The organism is Luteibacter aegosomaticola, assembly GCF_023078475.1.
GTDB lineage: Bacteria > Pseudomonadota > Gammaproteobacteria > Xanthomonadales > Rhodanobacteraceae > Luteibacter > Luteibacter aegosomaticola.
This window is the reverse complement of sequence record NZ_CP095741.1, coordinates 2,735,471-2,756,766: the sequence shown is the minus strand read 5'-3', so window position 1 is coordinate 2,756,766 and position 21,296 is coordinate 2,735,471. Positions and strand designations below refer to the sequence as shown.

Genomic DNA, 21,296 nt, shown 5'->3' with positions numbered 1-21,296 from the left:
CGATCAGGTCACCGGCAGCCGGGGCATCGCTATGGCTGGCATGTCCAGCGATACCGAGACGCCCTGGCCCGGTGCCGTGGTCCGCTGTAGCGTGCCATGCAGCCGGTTCGCCCGCGCCCGCAGGCTGGCGAGTCCGGCGCCTGAGGTCTTTGTGTTTTCGTCGAAGCCGAGGCCGTCGTCGGATACCTCGAGGCGCAGGCGTTCCCCATCGGCTAGCAGCTCGATACGCACCCGGCGCGCGCAGCTGTGCTTGAGGACGTTGGTGAGCGCTTCCTGCAGGAAGCGCATCAGGTCGAGGCTGTGCGCAGGCCCCAGATGCAGGCCGTCCAGGCCATCGAACTGCCACTGGCTGTCGATATCGGCCAGCTCCAGACGCTGGCTCCAGCGGTGACGGAAGGTCGCCATGAGGCTGCCGAGATCGGCTGCCTGTTCGTACGTGGTGGTGTCCACGATCAGGCGAAGGTCATCACGCAGCTCACGGAGCACGCCGATGGTGTGTTCGCCCACCGGTGAGGGCGGAGATCGCTCCAGCGATGTGATCGCCCCGACCAGGCTCCCGCCGAAGCCGTCGTGGAGGTCGCGAACGAGGTTCAGGCGTTCGCCGATGCGCAGGTTTTCGATCGCGAGCGTGTGTTCGCGAGTGAGCGTGTCGCTGAGCTGGCGTGTGGCGATGCCGACTTCATGCGTGAGCTCCAGGTTGAAGCCTTCCACGCGCCGCATCGCCACGGCGAAGCGATACGCCAGGGCGAAACCCATGCCGATGACGGTCAGCGGTGAAGTCACCGCGAGCAGGTAGCGGTCGCTCCGGATGATCCCGTAGTACAGGAGGAAGTCATGGACGGATACCAGCAGGGGGATCATCAGGCACGCGCACAGCACGAGGTGATCCGTACGGCGTGTACGCAGTGCGTGCCATGCGAAGCCGAGCGTCGCCGCGTAATAGATCACGCCGCCTACCGCGAACCACCATCCACGATGGATCCCTGACGGTGTGGGGGCGACGCAAACGGCCGCGATGGATACGACGTTGAGGATGAGGAACGCGCGTTCCAGCCGCGGCCATCGCCGGTCGACGTAGCGCAACAGGAACACCGCGAAACTGCAGCCGGCGGCCAGGTAGGCGGCGGCGTTGACGGCTTCCCAGGCATCGGTGGTCGTCAGGGACCAGATGGTGGTGGCTGTGTAGTTGAGGCCGTAGACGAAGGAGAGCAGGGTGCTCAGCGCGTACCAGCCGTAACTGCTGTCCTTGCGGCGCAGGATCCAGATAATCGCGAAGAGGCCGCCGAATACGAGGGCCACCATCTGGTCGAGCATTTGCAGCTCATACCGCCAGCGCACGCCGTCGAGGTAGCGAGGGTGCACTACCGCCGGGTCGCCCACTTCCACGGTCCCGAAGCCCGGCTGGTAGCTGGCCAGGCCGGAGACGCGGACGAGCAAGGTGTTGCTTCCCTGTTTTAGCAGTGGCTTGTCGAGCAGGAAGTACTGCGGCCGTGTCCAGCTTCGCGACAGGGGTTCCACGAGGCTGGCGTCCCGGTACACCAGGCTGCCATTGACGTACATGGCGCTGGCGAGGCTCACGTAGTTCACGAGGAGTGCCGTGGGCTGGTCGGCGTTGTCCTGGTTCCAATGGAGGCGATACCAGACCACGCCGCTGTGGTCAGGCCAGCGCGCGTCCCAGAAGTCGATCAGGTGAACCGGGGTCCAGCCGTCGCTGGGTGGCGTCGTGGCGTTCCAGTCGGCCGGCGCCGCCTCAGCCGCGGTGATCTCGACATAGGATGGTGTGCTCGCCCATGCGCCTTGCGGGCCGCATGCGGTGGCCAACGCGATAACCAGGCACGCTAGCGCACGCCACATCAATGCAGCCATCCCATGGCCTTGGCCTCGAATACCGCAGCGGTGCGTGAGTTGACCGCGAGCTTGCGGTAGATCTTCTTGGTGTAGTCCTCGATGGTGAATCGGGACAGCGACGTGAGTTCCGCGATCTCCCGGTTGCTGTAGCCACGGGCCACCAGGCGCAGGATTTCCACCTCGCGGTCGGAAAGCGTCGCGTCGCGAGGCGGTTCCGGTGTGGGCGGTACTTCCGTGGGTAGCAGGGCAAGGATGCGTCGCGCGACGAACGGATCGATGAAGGCGCCGCCGCGCTTGATGCTCTGTAGCGAGAGCAGGAGCTCGGTGTCGTCGCGCTCCTTGAGCAGGTAACCCGCCGCGCCGGATCGCAGCGCGGCAACGACGGTGTCTTCGGCGCCGTACGCCGACACCACGACCGTCGTCACCTGAGGGTGGTGCAGCTGAAGCCAGGCGATCAGCTCGATGCCGTTGCCATCGGGGAGGCCGATGTCCACCAATGCGAGCCCTCCCGTGGAGGCATGGAATTGCGTCTTGGCCTGGGCGATATCTTCTGCCGTGGAGAGGTGAGCGTCGTCGCCGAGCGCCTGCAGGATCAGCTGGGACAGGCGCTCCCTTACCGCGGGGTCGTCATCGACAACCCACGCTCGCTTCTCGTGCACCGACTCGTCCATGTACTGCCGCCCCAATACGCTCTGCCAAGCCGACGACATTATGCGTTGGCCGGACTGTTCATGCCTATGCAGAATCGGGTGATATTGGCATAGGGGCATGATTTGTTGTGGTTTTTTTTCATTACTCCTCTCATTGCCGCGGCACTCCATTCAAGATCGCCGCCTATCGGCCGACAACCTTGGTCTGGCCCGATGCTTGGGTTCAAGGCCCCCGTTTGCCGCCACGCAGGAAGCCCCATGACCCCCGTGCTCGTCGTTCTTGCCGCCTTTGGCTCACTGTTTTTCGCCACGAGTATCTACCTGGGCTGGAGACTGGCACGGATTCGCGATTCGGCCGGCGAATGGCAGGAGCGCTGCGAAGTGGCCGAGCGGCGCAGCGCGCTGTTTGGCCGGCATCTGGCGGGATTGGCTGAAGTCATCCACAACCACGGCGGTGGTGTGGTCAACCGCTACTACGAAACGAGTGCATTGCGTTTCGTCCTCGCCAAGCAGGCGCCGGCGGTGGTGGGCAGGGATTCCAGCGTGCCCCAGTGGCTGCGCTCCCAAGCGGAGTTCTTCCACGCCCTGGCCGATCGCGCCTTCGGGGTTGATGCCAATACCGACGCTCGTAAGCGCATCGATGGTATCCGTGCAGCGCACCCGATCGAGCTTTCTGCCTACGAGAACATGGCGATCAACCCGCCAGTGATCCCGCCCGTTCGCTCGGAGGCCGCCTCCGAGCCCGCCGTGGTCGACGGCCTTCTCGGGGCGGAAAAGGATGCATCGCGTTACCTCGCCCAGCTATCGGCTGCACTCGCGTTTGCCGGGCGCCTTGCGCCCGCGGGGGAAGAGGGCGAGCGTGCCCTGTTTGACCTGATCGCACGCCTGTGCGAAGCCGCGGACGATCTCCTCGAGACGTTCGGGGTATCCGGCATGGAGGAGCGCCGGATCAAGGCGGTCCTCGGTGCCGTCGAGCTCCTGCGCGATGCCATGGCCAGCCCGTTGCTTTCCGGTGCGCAGGCCAAGCGGCCGCTTCCGACGGCCACCCAGGTGGCCGCGTTGCGTACGGTAGCGAGGTCGTCCTCGGTCGACGGTGCGGGGCCAACTCGTCAGGCGTCCAGGCTTGGGGTTTGATCATCCGGGGATGTTGGCGTCGGCCCGACGCGACATAGGTTCAAGGCACCACGCTTTTCACTATCTCAGAGGCGATCACGTAGCCCTGAGCGCGCAAAAGCACCGCGATGACAGCCATCGCCGCCACGAAGAGGGAAGCAAACGCGCCGCCACCCCACAGAGCGAGCTGCAACTTCGTAGGAACGCGATCAAGCGCCTCGTTCACCGCTGCGAATCTGGCGTTCGACTCCTGTGTCATCGCTTCAGATTTTGCGTCGGATCGCAGCATGGTCGCCTCGAACCATGTTTTCGACTCCTGTCTGGCTGCCTTAAGTTCGGCCCTCCACTCCTGAGCCATCGCGTCAGATCGTTGCATGGTCGCGTCGAACCATGCTTTCACTCCTGCGTGGCTGCCTTGAGGTCGGCTTTCGACTCCTGCGTGGCTGCCTTGAGATCAGCCTTCGATTCTTGTGTGGCGGCTTTTAGCTGGCCCGTGAAGTCCTGCGCCATCGCTTCGAACTTTGCATCAGACCGCTGCATCATGGCTTCGAACCGTACGTCGAGTTGCCGGTTCGACGCGTCGATCTTTTCGCTTAGTGCATGGAAGCCACTATCCATCTTGATCTCGAGGCCGTCGATCCGTCCGTCGAGCCTGACGACGGCGCATTCAAGTGAGCCAAGGCGATCCTTTACGTCGCGCATGTCGTCATCGACTTTCGCGAGCGCGTGTTCCACGTTGGTAAGTCGGTAGTTCAAGTTCATCGACGAATCATCGAAGTTGCCCATGCGTGACGCAATGCCGCGCGCACTCGTGTGCTCGGACTTCGGGTGATTTACTTGCGGTGCTATCGCCGTCATAGGTGTTCTTGACGCCTTGCCTGATGAGTTTTTCAAGGATAGGTCGGCTCTCGAAGCGATGTGCCCGCGTCGTTACGTAGGCGTCTCTCGACTCCGGATGTCAGGCTTTCCTGCACCTGGTAGAGCGGCGCCTTGGCGAGCAAATACTCAAGATGCGTGCTGCGCGAAACGACAGGCAATAAAAAGCCCGCGGAGGGGGCCGCGGGCTCGGGGTGGATCCATCGATGCAAAGGCAGCAGGGGAACCGCCGGAGATGCGTGGGACTGGTGCCTCTCGGCAACCTTGGGAATAAATATACTGCCCGGTACATGAATGGCCGTTAAGTCCCGGCCGAAAATAGCCTTCGACGCTCAGGTGATGCACCGATCCGGCAGTTCATCGAGCGCACAGGCGGCGGCTGAGAGCCCTCGGCTAGGCTAAAGACTCCTATCACACATGTAAGGAGTTCGCCATGCGCACGATCTATCAGACCCTCGTTGTCGGCTTCCTGCTGGCCGTTTCGTGCGGTGCGACTGCCGCCGCCAACGCACCGACCCCCACCACCACCGGCACAAAGGCGCTGGATCTTCCGTGCAACCCGCTGGTGTGTTCCGTCAAGGGCCCCTGACGGGCTTAAGGCTTGGGGCGGCAGCCTGCCGCCCCAAGGCCGTCAGGTACGGCTGGCTTGATGGGCGGTGCGGGCCACGGGTGCACGCACGCGCACCAGCAAGGTGCCGGAGATGGCCAGCGCCATGATGGCTTCAACCCGGATGGTGCCGGGTTCGGCGAGCAGGCCAGGCGAAGCGATCGAAGCGACGATGGCAAGAGCCATGCTGGCCACCATGCCGCCAATGGCGGTGCCGTGCCATCCGTGACGCCAGGCCATGCCGAGCACGGGCAGGACGAGTGCCAGGCGTGCGGCCTGGCGCAACGTCTCGTCGTGCGTATTGATAGCCACCCAGGTGGTCGCCGCCAGCATGGGCAATAGCCAGCGCACGGTGTCGAGGAACAATGGGCTCCGCGCGATGAGCTGCAAGTTCAACGGGACGCCGCGGAGGTGTCGAAAGCGCTCACGGAGTGCCAGCACCATCGGGGTCAACGTCAGGGCACCGAGGTAGGCACCGAGCGTGTAGGCCATGAAATAGCCCAGTGGCCCGGTATTCGGATCGGGCCAGCTGCCGTCCGGGCCGTTGAGGATCGCTGCCTCGGCCGTGAGCAGGGTGGCAATGGCGGTCACGACGGAGACGCCCAAAGCGGCCACGAGCACCATGGGGATGCGTACATCGCCGCGGCTGTCGTACAGCGACCAACGCGCCCGTAGCGGCGTCATGATCGCCATCCACAACACCACCATAGGCACCGAAGCCGAGATGGCCCAGCCGATGCCGAGGTCCGGCGCGTTCGCGGCCGAGCTTTCGAGGAGGGGGAGGAATTCACCCAGGGCGAGGGCGGGCCAGTAGCGCCGGGGTAGGAGCAGGAGTGCGGCGAGGCGGAGGCCAGCCGTGAGCATCCACTGGGGGAACGAAAGGTAGCGGGCGATCTCGTAGCACGCGCCGTAAGCGGCGGCGACAGCCAGATGCTGCCCCCACTGCCAGGGCGTGTGATCCATGCGCTGCCCGCGCGCGACTCCGTTCACCGTCTTCCAGCTCCCAGCCCTGTGGTGGTGTTTTCGATGGCTAAAGGATGCCACGTTTTCACCCTTGTGTTAGCTGGGTGAATTTCTTAGGACTTGTTGGGGCGCAATATCTTGCGGCGACATCGGCACGTGTCGGGGGCGTGTTGGCGGGCTGTTCCTAGGAAACAAATTAATCAATTTCGGCAAATATGCCCTTAAGCGGCAAATTAGGTGGCCGATACGGACGGGGAAGCCCTCACTTTGGAAGGACCCCATGAAAATACGTGATCGCATCCTCCTTATGCTCGGCCTCGCGGTGGTAGCCGTGTTGGCGGTAGGCGGAGCCGCCTTGTATGCCTTGCAACAGACCGACGCGCGCCTTGCCGCGATGTACCACACGGCGCTGATGCCGATCGTCGATGTCAACGAGGTGCGTGACCTCTTCAATCAGAATCGTACGGCCCTGAATCGCGCACTGCTCAAGGGCACGCCTGAAGGCGCTGCCGAAGGTATTGCTGCCACGAACGCGCTCGTGGCGAAAATGGATAAGCCCTGGAAAGCGTATTACCCGGCCATGGTCAGCTCGCCGCAGGAGCAGGCCGCCGCGGATCGTTTTATCGCCGCACAACAGAAGGCGCGCGGCCTGAAGTTGAAACTCGAAAAGATGATGACCGATGGCCAGCACGAGGCAGCCGTAGCCTTCATGCTTTCTGAGGTGGGTCCGGCGTTTTCGGCGGAAAGTGCGGCCATCGATACCATCGTGTCGGATAACGTCAAGGAAGCCGCTGATAGCTATGCCACGGCACTGGCGATCCAGCGCGGTACCTACATCGTCATCGGCCTGATGGTCGCTTTGGCGACACTGATCCTCGGTGTTGTCGGATTCATCCTGGCGCGCTCCATCCTTCGCCCGCTGGTGCGCGCACGCGACCTTGCTTCCAGCATTCGTGATGGCGAGCTGGGGCACACGCTGCAGGTGAGTGGGCGTGATGAGTTGAGCGAGACGCTTCGTTCGCTGGGCGCAATGGATGAAAACCTCACGGCGATCGTTCGCCAGGTGCGCCAGAACGCCGAACAGGTCGACCACGCCGCACGTGATATCGCCGCGGGCAACGATGAGCTTTCGTCGCGTACGCAGGAGCAAGCGGCAAGCCTGGAAGAAACAGCAGCGTCGATGGAGCAGATGACAGCTTCGGTTCGCCAGAACGCCGACGGCGCCATTGCTGCGCGGGAACTCACCAGATCGCTCGAAGCCGATGCTGCGTTAGCGCGCAGCATGTCGGGGAATGCGGTACTTGCGATGTCGCGGATCCGCGAGGCGAGCGTCGCCGTCGGTGGCATTGTCGAGCTTATCGACGAATTGTCGTTCCAGACCAACCTGCTTGCGCTCAATGCCGCGGTGGAAGCGGCCCGGGCAGGTGAACAGGGCAGGGGTTTTGCCGTGGTTGCCGCGGAAGTGCGCCGCCTCGCGCAGCGGAGCAAAGAGGCCGCGCACGAAATCAAGACGCTGATTGGCACGACGGAAGAACGCGTGGAAGAGGGGGCGGCGCTTGTGCTTCAGACTGGTGAAGCGCTGGAGGCGATGGAACAGATTGCCACGCAGGCGTCTGCCATCGTCGCGCAGATCGCGCAGGCATCGACAGAACAATCGGCCGGCATTGAGCAGGTGAACAACGCCGTGACCGAGCTCGATGCCGTGACGCAGCAAAACGCGGCGCTCGTCGAAGAAGCCAGCGCCGCGAGCCAGCAGGCCAGCGATCTGGCGGGTGCGTTGCTGGAGCAGGTCGCGTTCTTCCGGATACTTACCGCGACGGCTGCGGAAACGCCTTCACATGATCCACGAGTGCCCGCAGCTTGGGCGCAAGATGACGCCTCCCAGGGTAGTAAAGAAAGAATCCTGGAAACGGTGTAAGCCACGGCTCAAGCAGCGACACCAGTTCGCCGCGGTCGATGTATGGGCGAAACGTATCTTCGGTGCCAAAGGTGATGCCACCGCCCGCCAGGGCGGTGCGCAGCATCAGCCATACATCGTTGGTGGTCATGCCGACGCCTGCGGCGACGTCGAAGGGTTCGCCGTCCGCTTCAAATTCCCAGCGGTACGGTGCGACGTGTGGCGCGGGCCGCCAGCCGATGCAGCGATGCGCGGTCAGGTCGCGCGGATGGGCTGGCGCTGCGTGCCGTTCAAGATAATCGGGGCTCGCGACGGCCACCTGTCGCATGGGCCCGGACACCGGGATCGCGATCATGTCCTGCTCGATCACTTCGCCGAGGCGGACACCGGCGTCGTAGCCCTCGGCAACGATGTCGAACTCCTCGTCGGTTACCGTGACATCAAGCTCGATGCCGGGGTTCGCGAGCATGAAGGCCGCGAGCAGTGGCCCGTCGAGAAAGCGTTCGGCGATGGTGGATACCGCAAGGCGTAACTGACCGCGCGCCATGCCGGCCAGGCTCCCGGTGGCTTCCATGGACGCTGCCAGTTCGGCGAGGTTTGGCGCCACGTCCGCGTACAGCCGCGCACCGGCTTCGGTCAGGCTCACGCTGCGCGTGGTCCGGCGGGCGAGGGCAACGCTCAACTGATCCTCCAGCCGGCGCATGGCCTGGCTGACGGCGGACCGGGTCACGCCAAGGCGATCCGCCGCGGCCCGGAAGTTGCCCGTTTCGGCGACGGCTACGAAAGCCTGGAGCAGGTTGAGGTCTAGGTTCATTGGTTAACCATACTAACCAATGAGTCAATGGTTTGCTGGATTGTCCAGTGGGGAGCCGACTCTTACCGTGATGTCCTCTCTCACCAAGGACATCCACCATGGACAAGACCGTACTGATCACCGGCGCATCGAGCGGCATTGGCGAGGGCATCGCCCGCGAACTGGCGGCCGCCGGGGCGCGGGTCTTCCTCGGCGCCCGCCGGACGGACCGGCTGGAGCGCATCGCGACGGAGATCAACGCCGCCGGGGGCACCGCGCTGTACCGCGCGCTCGACGTCACCTCGCGCACGGACGTGCAGGCCTTCGCGGACGCGGCGCGGGCGGCTTGGGGGCATGTCGATGTCATCATCAACAATGCCGGCGTCATGCCGCTCTCACCGCTTGCGGCCCTGCATGTCGACGAATGGGACCAGATGGTCGACGTCAACATCAAGGGCGTGCTTTACGGCATCGCCGCCGTGCTGCCGCATATGCTCGAGCGCAAGCGCGGCCACGTCATCAACATCGCCTCGATCGGCGCCCTCGCGGTATCGCCGACGGCTGCCGTCTATTGCGCCACGAAATTCGCGGTGCGGGCGATTTCCGATGGCCTGCGCCAGGAGTCCCGCGATATCCGCGTCACCTGCATCCACCCCGGTGTGGTGGAAAGTGAGTTGGCCAGCACGATCACCGATGCGGGCGCGGCAGAGGCGATGAAAGCGTGGCGCGCCGTCGCCCTGCAGCCGGACGCCATCGGGCGTGCCGTCCGCTTTGCGATCGAACAGCCTGGCGACGTGGACGTGAGCGAGATCGTGGTGCGGCCCACGGCTTCGGCGCACTAAGGCGCTGGGCCGGGTTGACGGCTGGCGTGGCCTTGGGAGGACAATGCACCCTCGGCCACTGGGACGCGTATGGATAAGAACGACAGCAAGCCCAAGGGTAAGCGGCCGCATGGGAAGGCACCTGCCGTTCCGCCGACGAGTGATGCGACGCTCCCGAAGGCCGTTGGGCCCGGCGCGGAACAGGGTGGCAAGGTCGCGGCAGCGCCCGTCACCCTGATTCGTCGCGCCCGCCTTCGTTCCGGCCAGTAAACCCGGAGTGGCTTGCCGGATGCTCGTCGAGCGGTGGTTCGTCCGGGCCGTGTTGCTCGGTGCCATCGTGCTTTCCGCCGGTTGCGCCATGGTCACCGTGGGCGATGTGTCCCCGCGCGATTACATCGCCCAGCGCCGGGGCGACATCCTTTCCGGCCGCCATCTCAGCGGCCAGACGGCCGAAACCCTCGCCATGGCCGGCCTCGACGACGAGCCGTGCGAACGCGCGCCGTTGCCGTGTATCGATGCGCTTGCAGCGGTTTCACCCATGGCGGAGGAGCGCAGGCAATCGGCCATCGCGGAACTATGGTTGGCGAGGGCGACGCGTGGCGAGTTCGGTGTGGGTGCGCCGGCTGAGCTCGCGCGGGATCAGGCGTATTTCGAGGTGGCCCGCCACGCCTACGCGTATCTGTTCTTCAGCGAGCGCGATGCGTCCGCGCGCGCGTTCGAGGATCGCCAGACCCAGGTGCGTGACTATTACAACTACGCCGTTCAGCAGTTCGCGATCGACCTGGGACATCGGGCACGTGAGCGCCCCGGCGTCGCGCTGGCGACGGACGTGGGGTCTACCCATGTGGTCGTGGACCTCCATAGCCTGTCGTGGGCGAACGAACGGCCGCGCGAAGTCGTTGCGGCATCGGCATTGCGCTTCAACGGCATCCGCAGCACCTACCGGCGTGACGGCCTGGGCGCGGAACTCGTGGTCGATGTCCGGCCCGAGGACGGCGCGACGACCGATCGCGCTTACCAGGCCATGCCTACGCCTTCAGCCACGGCATTCCTCCGATTCTCCGGCGATACCCTCGACGAGGTACTCCACGCACGCGATGCCGTGCTGGAGGGGCATGACCCGTTCCGTGATGCGACCGTTTCGGTAGGCAACACCACGGTGCCGCTGGCGGGCAATTTCACGGCGGGCTACGGACTCTGGCTGGCGCGTTCCGGCTTTGCGACGCAGTCGCTTGCCACGTTGTTCGGGCGATCGCGCGGTATCAGCCAGCCGCGTATCTACCTGATGCAGCCGTATGACCCCAACCGCCGTGTGATCCTGCTGCTACACGGCCTTGCTTCCAGTCCGGAGGCTTGGGTGAACGTGGCGAATGACATCCTGGGCGACGAGCGACTGCGCAGGCATTTCCAGGTGTGGCAGGTCTACTACCCGACCAACATGCCGCTGCCGCTGAATAACCGGGCGATACGTGATGCCTTCGCTCGGACGCTGGCGCATTTCGACCCGGGTGGGCAGGCGGTCGCGTCACAACACATGGTCATCATCGGGCACAGCATGGGCGGCATCCTGGCACGCCTCATGGTGTCCTCGTCGGGCGACCTGATCGTGAATGACATTACCCAGGGCAATGCACGCAAGAAGGCGTATATCGCGCGGCGCGCCAGGGATATCGATCCCTACCTGCGCTTCACGGCGCTCCCCAACTTCGATGAAGCCATCTTCATCGCGGCCCCGCATCGCGGGACGGACTTCGCGACCAACCGGCTTTCGCGCCTGCTCTCGAACCTGATCCGCTTGCCGGCGGCGGTCGTGACCCGCTTCGGCGGCATGCTCGCCGACCTGGCGGGGGATGACGGCGATGCGCAGGGGAAGAAGGTCGCGTTGGTGCCTAACAGTATCGATAACCTGCGGGCGGATGATGCGTTCGTCCGCGCGGCTGCCAAACTGCCTATCGACCCCACCGTGCGTTACCACTCGATCATTGCCCGTCGCAACCCGGAAGGTCCGTTGGAAGATAGCGATGACGGCCTCGTTCCGTACTGGAGTTCGCACCTCGCTGGTGCAGCCAGTGAGAAGGTGATCGTGTTTGGGCACAGCGTGCAGGAGACGCCGCAGGCCGTGCTGGAGGTGCGCCGGATACTTACCGAAAACCTCGATCGGCAGCGATAACCCGTCGCGCGGGAAAGCAGCAGGAAAGGCATGCGCACACAACAGTGCTAGAATTTGTGCACTGCATCAAATTTTAGCGCCATGCCAAAGCAGAAAGCCCGCATCATCGACCTCGCCGCCGCCGCCCATGTCAGCCCGGCCACGGTCGACCGGGTGCTCAACGGGCGCGGCGGAGTCAGTGAGCGTGCGCAATCGCTGGTGCTCGAAGCGGCCAAGCGGCTCAAGATCAACCGGGTGATCGAGACGCCGCCAGCGCGCTGGCTCAATGTGCCGATCCTCATGCAGTCGCCGACCATCCATTTCTACAAGGAGCTGGCGCTACGCTTCGGCGGCCACGAGGTGGCCATGCACCAGCTCAAGGTGCGTTGCGCCGTGCACACCTTCGATAGCATCGAGCCCGCGGCCATCGCGGAGCAGATCGAGGCGCTGGCGCGTGATGCCGATGCCCTGGTGCTGACCACGCACGATCATCCGGTGGTGCGCGATGCGGTGCGGCGCGTGAGCTCGCAGTGTCCCGTGGTGACGCTGGCGTCCGACATTCCTGGTAGTGGTCGCATGGCGTACGTGGGCACGGATACCGAGGCGGCCGGTCGATTGGCTGGCGAATTGATGGGGCGGTTCCTCGGCCCGCAGGGTGGGCCGGTGCTGATCATCAAGGGCTACCACCATTTCCGCAGCCATGAGCAGCGCGAACGCGGTTTTGCCCAGGTGCTGCGCCAGCACTTCCCGAACGTGCGCATCATCGCGCGCGGTGACAGTCGCGAGGATCCTGGCAGCACGGCCGACATCACCCGCGATGTACTGCGCGCCGTGCCGGGGTTGCGTGGCATCTACAACACCTCCGTGGGCGACGAGGGCGTCGCTGAGGTGCTGATGGCCGAGACGAAGCCCCATGATGTGATCTTCATCGGCCACGACCTGACCAGCAGTAACCGACGCTTGCTGGAGCTGGGCCACATGGATGCCGTGCTCGACCAGAACCTTGCCGGACAGGCCGCACGCGCGCTCCAGCACGTGCTGGCACGCTTTGGTCGAGCGGCGGCGCCGTCGCCGATGCTGCAGCCGACGAGCATCGTGATGCGCGAGAACCTGCCTGACGTGGTTTGACGTAAAACCATCAATTTCCCGCATTGACGGTTTTACCTCAGCACCGCTGTTCATACTTTCAGGGTTCTCCCGCTCCTCAGCCGTCGCAAAAGGAAGCCTCATCCATGTCTAAACCCCATGTTCCATCGGGGGCAGGCGACGCTTTGCCTGAAAACCCAGCACGTCGCCGCGTGCTTGTATCCGCCGGCCTCGTGGCCGCCGCCGGTGCACTTCTTCCCTGGGCCCGCATGGCCTACGCCGCATCGCCCGCGCAGGCTAGTCCGGCCGAACTCGATGCCTTCCTCAAGCTCGGCCAGCGCCTCACGGGCCGCGAGCATCTTCCGTCGGATATCTCAGCGCGCCTCTTCGCGGCGCTGGCACGGGGCGATCGCGCCTTTGGCGAAAAGGTTACCGGCCTGGTCCGTGCGATGGATGCCGCGGGCATCACGGATATGCGCCGCTTCAAGGGTTCGGCTGTCGACAACGACGCCGCGCTTAAGGCGCTCGCGGTCAGCATCGTCAGCGGTTGGTATCTCGGCTACACCGGCACCCCGGTGGGCCTTGCCGTCAAGGACGATACCCAGTTCATCACGTACACCGGTGCGCTCATGTTCGAGCCGACCCGCGATGTCACCGTGATCCCCACCTACGCCCGCGCAGGTACCGACTACTGGGCCGCGGCGCCCGCCAGCATCGCGACCGACTGAGCCGCGCAAGGAACACCACCATGACTACCACTTACGACGCCGATGTTGTCGTGATCGGTTCGGGCGCGCTTGGCAGCAACGCCGCCTACGAACTCGCGAAACAGGGCCGCTCCGTCATCCTGCTTGAAGCCGGCTCGCGCATCCCGCGCTGGAAGATCCTCGAGAACTTCCGCACCTCGTCGCGCAAAGCCAACTTCAACGACCCCTATCCGAACGAGCCCTGGGCGCACACGTCGTACGATCCGGAGTACCTGGAAAACACCGGCTCGTTCGACTTCCGCCCCGGCATGCTGAAGCTGGTCGGCGGCACCACGTGGCACTGGGCCGCGGCGTGCTGGCGCTACCTGCCGAACGACATGAAGCTGAAGACGCTCTATGGCGTGGGCCGCGACTGGCCGATCGATTACGACACGCTCGAGCCGTATTACCAGCGCGCCGAAGAGGCGTTGGGCGTGGCGGGCAACGGTGAGGAAGACCAGAGCGGGCAGGGCGGCAAGGCGTGGCCGCCGCGCTCGAAGGGCTACCCGCTGCCGCCCGATGCCACGACCTACATGAACCAGCAGCTCGTGAAGCGCCTCGCGCCCGAGGGTTATCACTATATCCACGAGCCGAACGGCCGCGTGACCAAGCCCTACGACGGCCGCCCGGCCTGCTGTGGCAACAACAACTGCATGCCGGTGTGCCCGATTGGTGCGATGTACAGCGGCGACATGCATGCCACGCATGCGGAGAACGCAGGCGCGAAGCTGATCACCGAGGCCACCGCGTACAAGCTGGAAAAGGGCGCGGGGAACAAGATCGTCGCGGTGCACTACCGCAAGCCGGACGGCAGCGATGTGCGCCTCACGGCGCGCTACTTCGTGGTTGCCGCGCATGGCCTGGAGACGCCGAAACTGCTGCTGATGTCCGACGTGGCCAACTCGTCGGACCAGGTGGGCCGCAACCTCATGGACCACACCGGTATCGGCCTGCTGATGATCGGCGACGAGCCGCTGTGGCCGGGGCGCGGTGCCGTTCAGCAGGGTGGCATTTTCAACTGGCGCGATGGCGATTTCCGCAAGCAGCATTCCGCGGTGAAGCATTCCATGTCGAATGCCGTGCCGAACCGCACGATCACCGAGCGCTTGCTCAAGCAGGGCGTGATCGGTCCGGAACTGGATGAGCGCATCCGCCACGACGCCGCACGCTGGATCGACGTGGGAACCGTGTTCGAAATGCTGCCCAGCCCGACCAACCGGGTGACGCCGAGCGACAAGAAGGATGCCCTTGGCATCCCCATGCTGCGCGTGAACTACGACGTCGACGACTACGTGAAGGCTGGCAAGGAAGTCGCGAAGAAGGATTACGCCCGCTTCGCGAAGATCTTCAACGCCGAGGTCATCGAGGACGAGTCCGGCTGGCAGAACCGCGACCACATCATGGGCTCGGTGATCATGGGCAGCGATCCGAAGGACTCCGTGGTGAACGGCGATTGCCGCACCCACGACCACGACAACCTGTTCCTGGCGACGACCGGCGTCATTCCTGCTTCGGGCGTGATCAACCCCACGCTTACCGGCGTGGCGTTGTCGATCCGCATTGCCGACACGATCAACAAGGAAATCTGATGCGAGTGAACCTCACGTCACATTGGCTGGGCCGCGCGGCCATCGTGGTGGCCGGTGCGCTGGCGCTGGGCGCCCACGCGCAGGACAGCGACCTGATCGCCCGCGGCAAGATGGTCGCCACGGCGGCTGATTGCGCTGCCTGCCATACCTCGGATGCGTCGCATCAGTACGCGGGCGGCCGCGCCATCGGTTCGCCGATGGGCAATATCTATGCGTCCAACATCACGCCGTCGAACAGCCATGGCATTGGCGGGTACAGTGAAGCGCAGTTCGCCGACGCGCTGCGCAAGGGCATCAATGCCAGGGGCGAACACCTCTATCCGGCCATGCCATACACGGCATACGCCGGCCTGACGGATGACGACGTGCACGCGCTGTATGTCTACTTCACCCAGGGAGTGAAGGCTGACGACAACACGGTCCCGGCAACGAAGCTGCCGTTCCCGTACAGCATGCGTTGGACGATGGCAGGCTGGAACCTACTGTACCTGGGCAACGGGATGCACCCGGCGCAAGGCAGTGAAGACGCCCGCGTCGCGCGTGGCCACTACCTCGTGGATACGCTGGGCCACTGCAGCTCGTGCCACTCGCCGCGTACGTTCCTGATGGCCGAAGATGCCAGCGCTTACCTGTCCGGTGCCAAGGTCGATGGCTGGATCGCGCCGAACATCACGTCCGACGCCGTCAGCGGCATCGGTGCGTGGTCGGAGGACGACATCGCGGCCTACCTGAAGAACGGCCACGTCAAGGGCAAGGGTCAGGCGGGCGGTGGCATGGCCGAGGCGGTGGAACAGAGCCTCAGCCATCTGTCGGACGACGATCTGTACGCGATGGCGGCGTACCTGAAGACCGTGAGGGGCATCCGCGACCCGAACGATACGAAGGCTGCTTTCGAGTACGCCGGTGCGCGTGCGATCCCCGCGCTGGGCGAGCGCGAGCCGGTGCGTCCGGATGGTGCGGTGGATCCCGAGGCCCTGCGCGTGGCAACCACCACGGATGGCGCGACGCTCTATGCCGGTGCGTGTGCCAGCTGCCATCAGCCTGATGGCCTGGGTACGCAGAACCAGTACTTCCCGTCGCTGAGCCATAACCGTGCAGTGGGTATGTCGGCACCGGATAACCTGGTCATGGCGATCCTGCATGGCATCGACCGCAAGGGCGCTGACCTGCATGTGGCCATGCCGGCGTTTGCCCGTGACCTAAGCGATGCGCAGGTGGCGGCTGTCGCCACCTATGTAGAGCAGCACTTCGGTAACCCGGATGTGCAGGTGAGTGCGGATACCGTCGCGGGTATTCGGGCCGGTGGGCCGAAACCACTCCTGCTTCGCCTTACGCCGTTCCTGGTGCCTGGCGGTGTACTTGTGGTTGCGCTCGTGCTTTGGCTCGTCGTGGCCATGACGCGGCGGCGGAAGCGTAAGGCCTGATCGCAGTGCGGCGCCGGTGTCTTGTCACCGGCGCCGCGTGGCGGAAGGTGGGACCGTCAGCTCCTCGAATCAATGGCTAACGCGGCGCCCCAGCGTTCGCTGATCACAGGTGCGTCGCTCTGTTCGTCGTCCAGGGGAAAGGCGACAAACCGGGTGGGAGCAACGCGAAGCGCAGCGCCCTGCACGAGTGCCAGGCGGCCAAGATCTTCGCTCGCGACGTCGACTTCGAGCGTCTGGTCAATGTCGGCCACGTGGATGTCGAGATGCGCCACGCTGCCCGCGAGGTAGATGTGCCGTAGCCGTGCCTGCCATGCGGGCTGTCCTTCCGGCACCGTCAGGGCGAGATGCTCGGGCCGGATATAGGCCACGGCCGACGCAAAGCGGCCGCCCGTGGTGCCGGCCGGCGTGGACCATGCGCCCGCCGCCCAGGTGTGGCCCTCGCGCCGCAAGGCAATGCGATTGGTGCGGCCGACGAACTCGCACACGAACGGCGTGGCGGGCTCGTGGTAGATCGCCTCCGGCGTGCCCACCTGTTCGATCCGGCCACGGTTCATGACGACGATCCGGTCGGCGAGTTCAAGCGCCTCTTCCTGGTCGTGCGTGACGAAGACCGTGGTGAGCTTCAGTTCTTCGTGGAGCTCGCGGAGCCAGCGGCGCAGCGCTGTTCGCACCTGTGCATCCAACGCGCCGAACGGCTCGTCGAGCAGCAGTACCTCGGGCTCGACGGCCAACGCACGGGCAAGGGCCACGCGCTGTCGTTGGCCCCCGGAGAGCTGGCTCGGATAACGCTTGGCCAGATCCGATAGCTGCACGCGTGCCAGTAGCGCCTCGACACGCGTACGGATGTCGGCTCGTGAAGGCCGACGCTTGCGTGGACGCACGCGAAGGCCGAAGGCCACGTTCTCGCTGACGGTGAGGTGGCGAAACAAGGCGTAGTGCTGAAAGACGAGGCCGACATTCCGTTCGCGGGCGGTGGCGGCGAGGAAGTCGTCGCCGTTCTGGGTGACGCGCCCCGCGTCGGGGTAGTCGAGCCCGGCGAGGATGCGTAGCAGCGTGGTCTTGCCCGAGCCCGAGGGCCCGACGAGTGCGACGAATTCGCCCGGCGCGATGTCCAGGCTGACATCGTCGAGCGCCGCGGTATCGGTGAATCGGCGGGACAGATGCTTGAGTGCCAGGGTCATGGAGGTTCTCAGCGGCGCTGGCGGGGTGCGCTGTTCGCGTCCCCGTGGTAACGCCACTCCAGGGCGGCTTTCACCGCGAGCGTGAGCAGGGCCAGAAGGGCGAGTAGCGCGGCGATGGCGAAGGCGCCCACGTAGTTGTACTCGTTGTAACGCATCTCGACTTCGAGCGGCATGGTGGTCGTGAGCCCCCGGATATGCCCGGAAACGACCGACACCGCGCCGAACTCGCCCATGGCGCGGGCGTTACAGAGAAGTACGCCGTAGAGGAGCGCCCAGCGGATGTTGGGCAAGGTGACCCGGAAGAACGTCTGCAAGCCACTTGCCCCCAGCACGCGCGCCGCCTCTTCCTCTTCACTGCCCTGGGCTTGCATCAGCGGGATGAGTTCGCGCGCGACGAAGGGCAGGGTGATGAACAGGGTCGCGAGAATAAGCCCCGGCACTGCGAAGATCACCGTTACCCCGTGCGCCGAGAGCCATGGGCCGAACCATCCCTGCGCACCGAACATCAGAACGAAGAGAAGGCCTGAGACCACGGGTGAGACAGAGAGCGGCAGGTCGATGAGCGCGCCGAGCAACGCCTTTCCCCGGAAGGTGAAGCGGGTCATGGCCCACGCGGCGGCTACGCCGAACACGACGTTAAGTGGCACGGTGATCGCGGCGACCAACAAGGTGAGCCGGATCGCCGCCAGGGCGTCGGGGTCGTCGATGCTTTCAAGGAAGGCGTGGGCGCCCTGGCGGAAAGCTTCAACGAACACCGAAGCCAGCGGCACCACCAGGAACAGGCAGAGGAAAGCGCACGCGATGAGGATGAGCATCGCGCGGCCCATGCGCCGCCGGATGCTGATGCCGCGCCCTGTGTGGAAGGTCGTCATGCAGGCACCTCCGCCCATCGGCGCGTCCAGCGCTGCCATGCGGAAAGGGCGACGAGCAAGGTAAGCGAGAAGGCAAGCATGACCACGCCCAGCGCCGCCGCGGTGGCATAGTCGAACTCCTCCAGCCGCTGCACGATGAGGAGGGGTGCGATTTCCGACCGGAGGGGGATATTGCCGGCAATGAAGATCACCGAGCCGTACTCGCCGACGGCGCGCGCCAGTGCCAGGGCGAAGCCTGTGAGCAGCGTGGGCAGCAGTGGCGGCAGGATGACGCGCAGGAACGTCTGGCCGGGTGTCGCGCCGAGGCTCTCGGCGGCGTCTTCGACGTCACGCTCGAGCGACTGCAGTACCGGCTGCAAGGTGCGTACGACGAATGGGAAACCTACGAACACCATCGCGAGAAGCACGCCGAGCGGTGTATACGCGACCTTGATGCCCAGCGGTGCCAACCATTGGCCGATCCACCCATTGGGTGCGTAGATCGCGGTCAGCGCGATGCCCGCCACGGCGGTGGGCAGGGCGAAAGGAAGGTCGATGAGCGCATCGAGGATCCGGCGGCCGGGGAAGCGACAACGTACGAGGGCCCAGGTGACGATAAGACCCATGAAAACGTTGGCAAGGGCGGCCAGGAATGCGCCGCCAAAGCTGAGCTTCAGGGCCGCGAGGGTGCGGGGCGACGTGAATAGCTTGAGGACGCCCGCCGTGCCGATATCCGACGCTTTCCATGCGAGGGCCGCCAGCGGAAGAAGCACCACCAGCCCCAGCCACGTCACGGTATAGCCCAGGCTGAGGCCGAAGCCTGGCAAGACCCTCCGGCGCATACCTAGTTGCCCGGTCCGATCTGGTCGAAAACCGCGCCCTCGGCGAAGAACTTAGCCTGCGCCTTGCGCCAGTCGCCAAAGACCTCGGCGAGCGTGAACGTCTTCACGTCGGGGAACTGCGCGGCATATTTGGCGGCAACATCCGCGGAACGCGGGCGGTAGAAATTACGCGCTTCGATGTCCTGAGCCTGTGGCGTGTACAGGAACTTGAGGTATGCGTCCGCTACTTCTCGTGTCCCGTGGTCGGTAGCGTTCTTGTCGACGACAGCGACGGGGGGCTCCGCGAGGATAGTTACGGAAGGTGTGACGATATCGAACTGGTCGCCACCGGGCTCGCGCTTGGCGAGCAAAGCCTCGTTCTCCCATGCGACCAGCACATCGCCGATACCGCGCTGGGTGAACGTGTTCGTGGCACCGCGTGCGCCGGTGTCGAGCACGGGCACGTGCTGGTAGAGGCTTTTCACAAAGGCCCGGGCCTTGTCGTCGTTGCCGCCGGGCTGTTTGAGGGCATAGCCCCAGGCCGCGAGGAAATTCCAGCGTGCGCCGCCGGATGTCTTCGGGTTCGGCGTAACGACCTGTATCCCGTTTCGGACGAGATCGCCCCAATCGTGGATGCCCTTGGGGTTGCCCTTGCGGACGAGGAAGACGATGGCTGAGGTATAGGGTGAAGCGTTTTCCGGCAATCGGGTCTGCCAGTCCTTGCCGGTCAGGCCCCGGTCGGCGATGGCATCGATGTCGTACGCCAGGGCCAACGTCACCACGTCAGCGGGAAGTCCATCAACGACGGCACGCGCCTGTTTGCCCGAACCCCCGTGCGACATGCGGATCGTGACCGTATCCCCGTGCTTCGCCTTCCAGTCGGCAGCAAAGGCGCTATTGAGCGACTTGTACAGTTCGCGCGTCGGGTCATAGGAGACATTGAGCAGCGTGACGTCCTTTGCGACGACAGGCAGCGACATTGTCGCGGCGGAAAGCGCGAGGAGCGCGATGCGGATCTTCATCATGATGCTCCCTGGCATGCGATCTGGCGCAACGGAATGGTTGCGATGACGATGCCCGCGGTGCGCAGGCAAAGTCAATAAAGACCCATCGCTTGCACGTCTACACGACACATGCGTTGACATCGTCTTAACGTCGCGCGGCGGCATCCCTACTTTCCGCGGAACGTGTCGATAACGTCGGGGGTAAACGTTTCGCCGTGTTGCCGGTAGATCGCCGAGGCCAACCCCATGGCGCCGGACGCGAGTGCAGAAAGCATGATGAAGCCCCAAAGAAATACCTGTAGCTTGGTAGCGCACTGGTCGATACGTTGGGTCAAGAGCGCATTCATGCCGGTGATCTTGTCCGAAAGGCGATCAAAGCCAGCATCCATGCTCTTCTGCATCACGTCCATACGCGTCTCCATCGCGATGAATCGAACGTCGAAAGTTTCACGCAGATCGCTAATGGCCTTTTCCACGGAAGCGAAGCGGACATCAGTGTTCCTCTCCATCGTGGTGAGCCGGCCGTCAGTGCTCTTCTCCATCGTGGTGAGTCGGACATCTAGGCTCTCGCGTAGACCTTTAGTCTCTACGGACACGCTGTTCAATCGTTCGGCTATCGTCAATTCCAACACCGTCACTCGAGTCTCCAGGCGCTGATGATCGACTTGCCGGACCGGTGATGCAAACGATGCGCTTGCTGTTTTGCGTTGGCGCAAGGTTTTGTCTTCTCGAAAAGTTGCTGTCATGAGCCGGAGCGCCGCGTTTGTTGGGGTCATTCGATGCTAAAGCTGTGCGCTTGGCGAAGGGCCCGCGTCTTCTTGTAGGCTTCGGCTGAAAACGATGTAGGCCTACTTTGGCGCCAGATAAATCGGAGAGG

At 64.4% G+C, this 21,296-nt stretch carries 21 protein-coding genes; 10 read left to right on the top strand and 11 right to left on the bottom strand.

All coding sequences use genetic code 11. The features are described from left to right. Nucleotides 1–3: 3 nt before the first annotated feature. Both L2Y96_RS12055 and L2Y96_RS12050 read right to left on the bottom strand, forming a co-directional pair. A complete protein-coding gene (locus L2Y96_RS12055) occupies nt 4–1,866 on the bottom strand; it encodes a sensor histidine kinase (RefSeq protein ID WP_247325892.1) in 1,863 nt (620 codons plus the stop codon). Further along, complete coding sequence (locus L2Y96_RS12050; protein ID WP_247325889.1) at nt 1,854–2,519, bottom strand: response regulator transcription factor; 666 nt, start codon at nt 2,517–2,519, stop codon at nt 1,854–1,856. Before L2Y96_RS12050 ends, L2Y96_RS12055 begins: the two co-directional genes overlap by 13 nt. A gap of 237 nt (nt 2,520–2,756) precedes the next feature. Between L2Y96_RS12050 and L2Y96_RS12045 the strand changes: the two genes are divergently transcribed. Further along, a complete protein-coding gene (locus L2Y96_RS12045) occupies nt 2,757–3,632 on the top strand; it encodes a hypothetical protein (RefSeq protein WP_247325887.1) in 876 nt (291 codons plus the stop codon). Between the two features lie 40 nt (nt 3,633–3,672). On the opposite strand, the gene L2Y96_RS12040 is transcribed toward L2Y96_RS12045, so the two are convergent. Together L2Y96_RS12040 and L2Y96_RS12035 are read right to left on the bottom strand one after the other, a co-directional pair. Next, entirely contained in the window at nt 3,673–4,011 is a 339-nt protein-coding gene (locus tag L2Y96_RS12040) for a hypothetical protein (RefSeq protein ID WP_247325885.1), read from the bottom strand. After that, complete coding sequence (locus tag L2Y96_RS12035; protein ID WP_247325882.1) at nt 4,008–4,373, bottom strand: hypothetical protein; 366 nt, start codon at nt 4,371–4,373, stop codon at nt 4,008–4,010. The genes L2Y96_RS12040 and L2Y96_RS12035 overlap by 4 nt, the downstream gene beginning before the upstream one ends. Nucleotides 4,374–4,920: 547 nt before the next feature. On the opposite strand from L2Y96_RS12035, the gene L2Y96_RS12030 reads away from it, so the two are divergent. Further along, complete coding sequence (locus L2Y96_RS12030) at nt 4,921–5,076, top strand: hypothetical protein (protein WP_247325879.1); 156 nt, start codon at nt 4,921–4,923, stop codon at nt 5,074–5,076. Nucleotides 5,077–5,118: 42 nt separating this feature from the next. On the opposite strand, the gene L2Y96_RS12025 is transcribed toward L2Y96_RS12030, so the two are convergent. After that, complete coding sequence (locus L2Y96_RS12025) at nt 5,119–6,084, bottom strand: MASE1 domain-containing protein (RefSeq protein WP_247325876.1); 966 nt, start codon at nt 6,082–6,084, stop codon at nt 5,119–5,121. Between the two features lie 253 nt (nt 6,085–6,337). On the opposite strand from L2Y96_RS12025, the gene L2Y96_RS12020 reads away from it, so the two are divergent. Next, on the top strand, nt 6,338–7,975 hold the full coding sequence (locus L2Y96_RS12020; RefSeq protein WP_247325873.1) for a methyl-accepting chemotaxis protein: 1,638 nt from the start codon (nt 6,338–6,340) through the stop codon (nt 7,973–7,975). Here L2Y96_RS12020 and L2Y96_RS12015 read toward each other — a convergent pair. Further along, a complete protein-coding gene (locus tag L2Y96_RS12015; RefSeq protein WP_247325871.1) occupies nt 7,866–8,768 on the bottom strand; it encodes a LysR family transcriptional regulator in 903 nt (300 codons plus the stop codon). The two genes, L2Y96_RS12020 and L2Y96_RS12015, sit on opposite strands and share 110 nt — an antisense overlap. 98 nt (nt 8,769–8,866) lie before the next feature. On the opposite strand from L2Y96_RS12015, the gene L2Y96_RS12010 reads away from it, so the two are divergent. The 7 genes from L2Y96_RS12010 (at nt 8,867) to L2Y96_RS11980 (ending at nt 16,562) form a co-directional block, all read left to right on the top strand. Further along, nucleotides 8,867–9,589: an SDR family oxidoreductase gene (locus tag L2Y96_RS12010; protein WP_247325869.1), complete on the top strand. Its 723-nt coding sequence runs from the start codon at nt 8,867–8,869 to the stop codon at nt 9,587–9,589. 69 nt (nt 9,590–9,658) lie between these two features. After that, nucleotides 9,659–9,838 carry a hypothetical protein gene (locus L2Y96_RS12005; RefSeq protein ID WP_247325866.1) on the top strand — a complete coding sequence of 60 codons (180 nt, stop codon included), beginning with the start codon at nt 9,659–9,661 and terminating at the stop codon, nt 9,836–9,838. Nucleotides 9,839–9,857: 19 nt separating this feature from the next. Continuing rightward, complete coding sequence (locus L2Y96_RS12000) at nt 9,858–11,738, top strand: esterase/lipase family protein (RefSeq protein WP_247325863.1); 1,881 nt, start codon at nt 9,858–9,860, stop codon at nt 11,736–11,738. Between the two features lie 81 nt (nt 11,739–11,819). Beyond that, nucleotides 11,820–12,845 (top strand): LacI family DNA-binding transcriptional regulator, encoded by a 1,026-nt coding sequence (locus tag L2Y96_RS11995; protein ID WP_247325861.1) that lies wholly within the window; start codon nt 11,820–11,822, stop codon nt 12,843–12,845. Nucleotides 12,846–13,015: 170 nt separating this feature from the next. Beyond that, the gene (locus L2Y96_RS11990) at nt 13,016–13,531 is read left to right on the top strand and encodes a sorbitol dehydrogenase family protein (RefSeq protein WP_247325858.1); all 516 of its coding nucleotides are present in this window, start codon (nt 13,016–13,018) and stop codon (nt 13,529–13,531) included. 20 nt (nt 13,532–13,551) lie between these two features. Next, nucleotides 13,552–15,138, top strand: a complete 1,587-nt coding sequence (locus L2Y96_RS11985; protein ID WP_247325856.1) for a GMC family oxidoreductase — start codon at nt 13,552–13,554, stop codon at nt 15,136–15,138. Further along, complete coding sequence (locus tag L2Y96_RS11980) at nt 15,138–16,562, top strand: cytochrome c (RefSeq protein WP_247325854.1); 1,425 nt, start codon at nt 15,138–15,140, stop codon at nt 16,560–16,562. Before L2Y96_RS11985 ends, L2Y96_RS11980 begins: the two co-directional genes overlap by 1 nt. 56 nt (nt 16,563–16,618) lie before the next feature. Here the strand turns inward: L2Y96_RS11980 and L2Y96_RS11975 are convergent, their stop codons facing one another. The 5 genes from L2Y96_RS11975 to L2Y96_RS11955 form a co-directional block, all read right to left on the bottom strand. Continuing rightward, entirely contained in the window at nt 16,619–17,743 is a 1,125-nt protein-coding gene (locus tag L2Y96_RS11975) for a sulfate/molybdate ABC transporter ATP-binding protein (protein WP_247325853.1), read from the bottom strand. A gap of 8 nt (nt 17,744–17,751) precedes the next feature. Beyond that, nucleotides 17,752–18,615 carry a sulfate ABC transporter permease subunit CysW gene (gene cysW / locus L2Y96_RS11970; RefSeq protein ID WP_247325851.1) on the bottom strand — a complete coding sequence of 288 codons (864 nt, stop codon included), beginning with the start codon at nt 18,613–18,615 and terminating at the stop codon, nt 17,752–17,754. Beyond that, on the bottom strand, nt 18,612–19,436 hold the full coding sequence (cysT, locus tag L2Y96_RS11965; RefSeq protein WP_247325849.1) for a sulfate ABC transporter permease subunit CysT: 825 nt from the start codon (nt 19,434–19,436) through the stop codon (nt 18,612–18,614). Before cysT ends, cysW begins: the two co-directional genes overlap by 4 nt. A gap of 2 nt (nt 19,437–19,438) precedes the next feature. Beyond that, nucleotides 19,439–20,440 (bottom strand): sulfate ABC transporter substrate-binding protein, encoded by a 1,002-nt coding sequence (locus L2Y96_RS11960; protein ID WP_247325847.1) that lies wholly within the window; start codon nt 20,438–20,440, stop codon nt 19,439–19,441. A gap of 146 nt (nt 20,441–20,586) precedes the next feature. After that, nucleotides 20,587–21,135, bottom strand: coding sequence for a hypothetical protein (locus tag L2Y96_RS11955; RefSeq protein ID WP_247325845.1), 549 nt, complete (start codon nt 21,133–21,135; stop codon nt 20,587–20,589). Nucleotides 21,136–21,296: the final 161 nt, after the last annotated feature.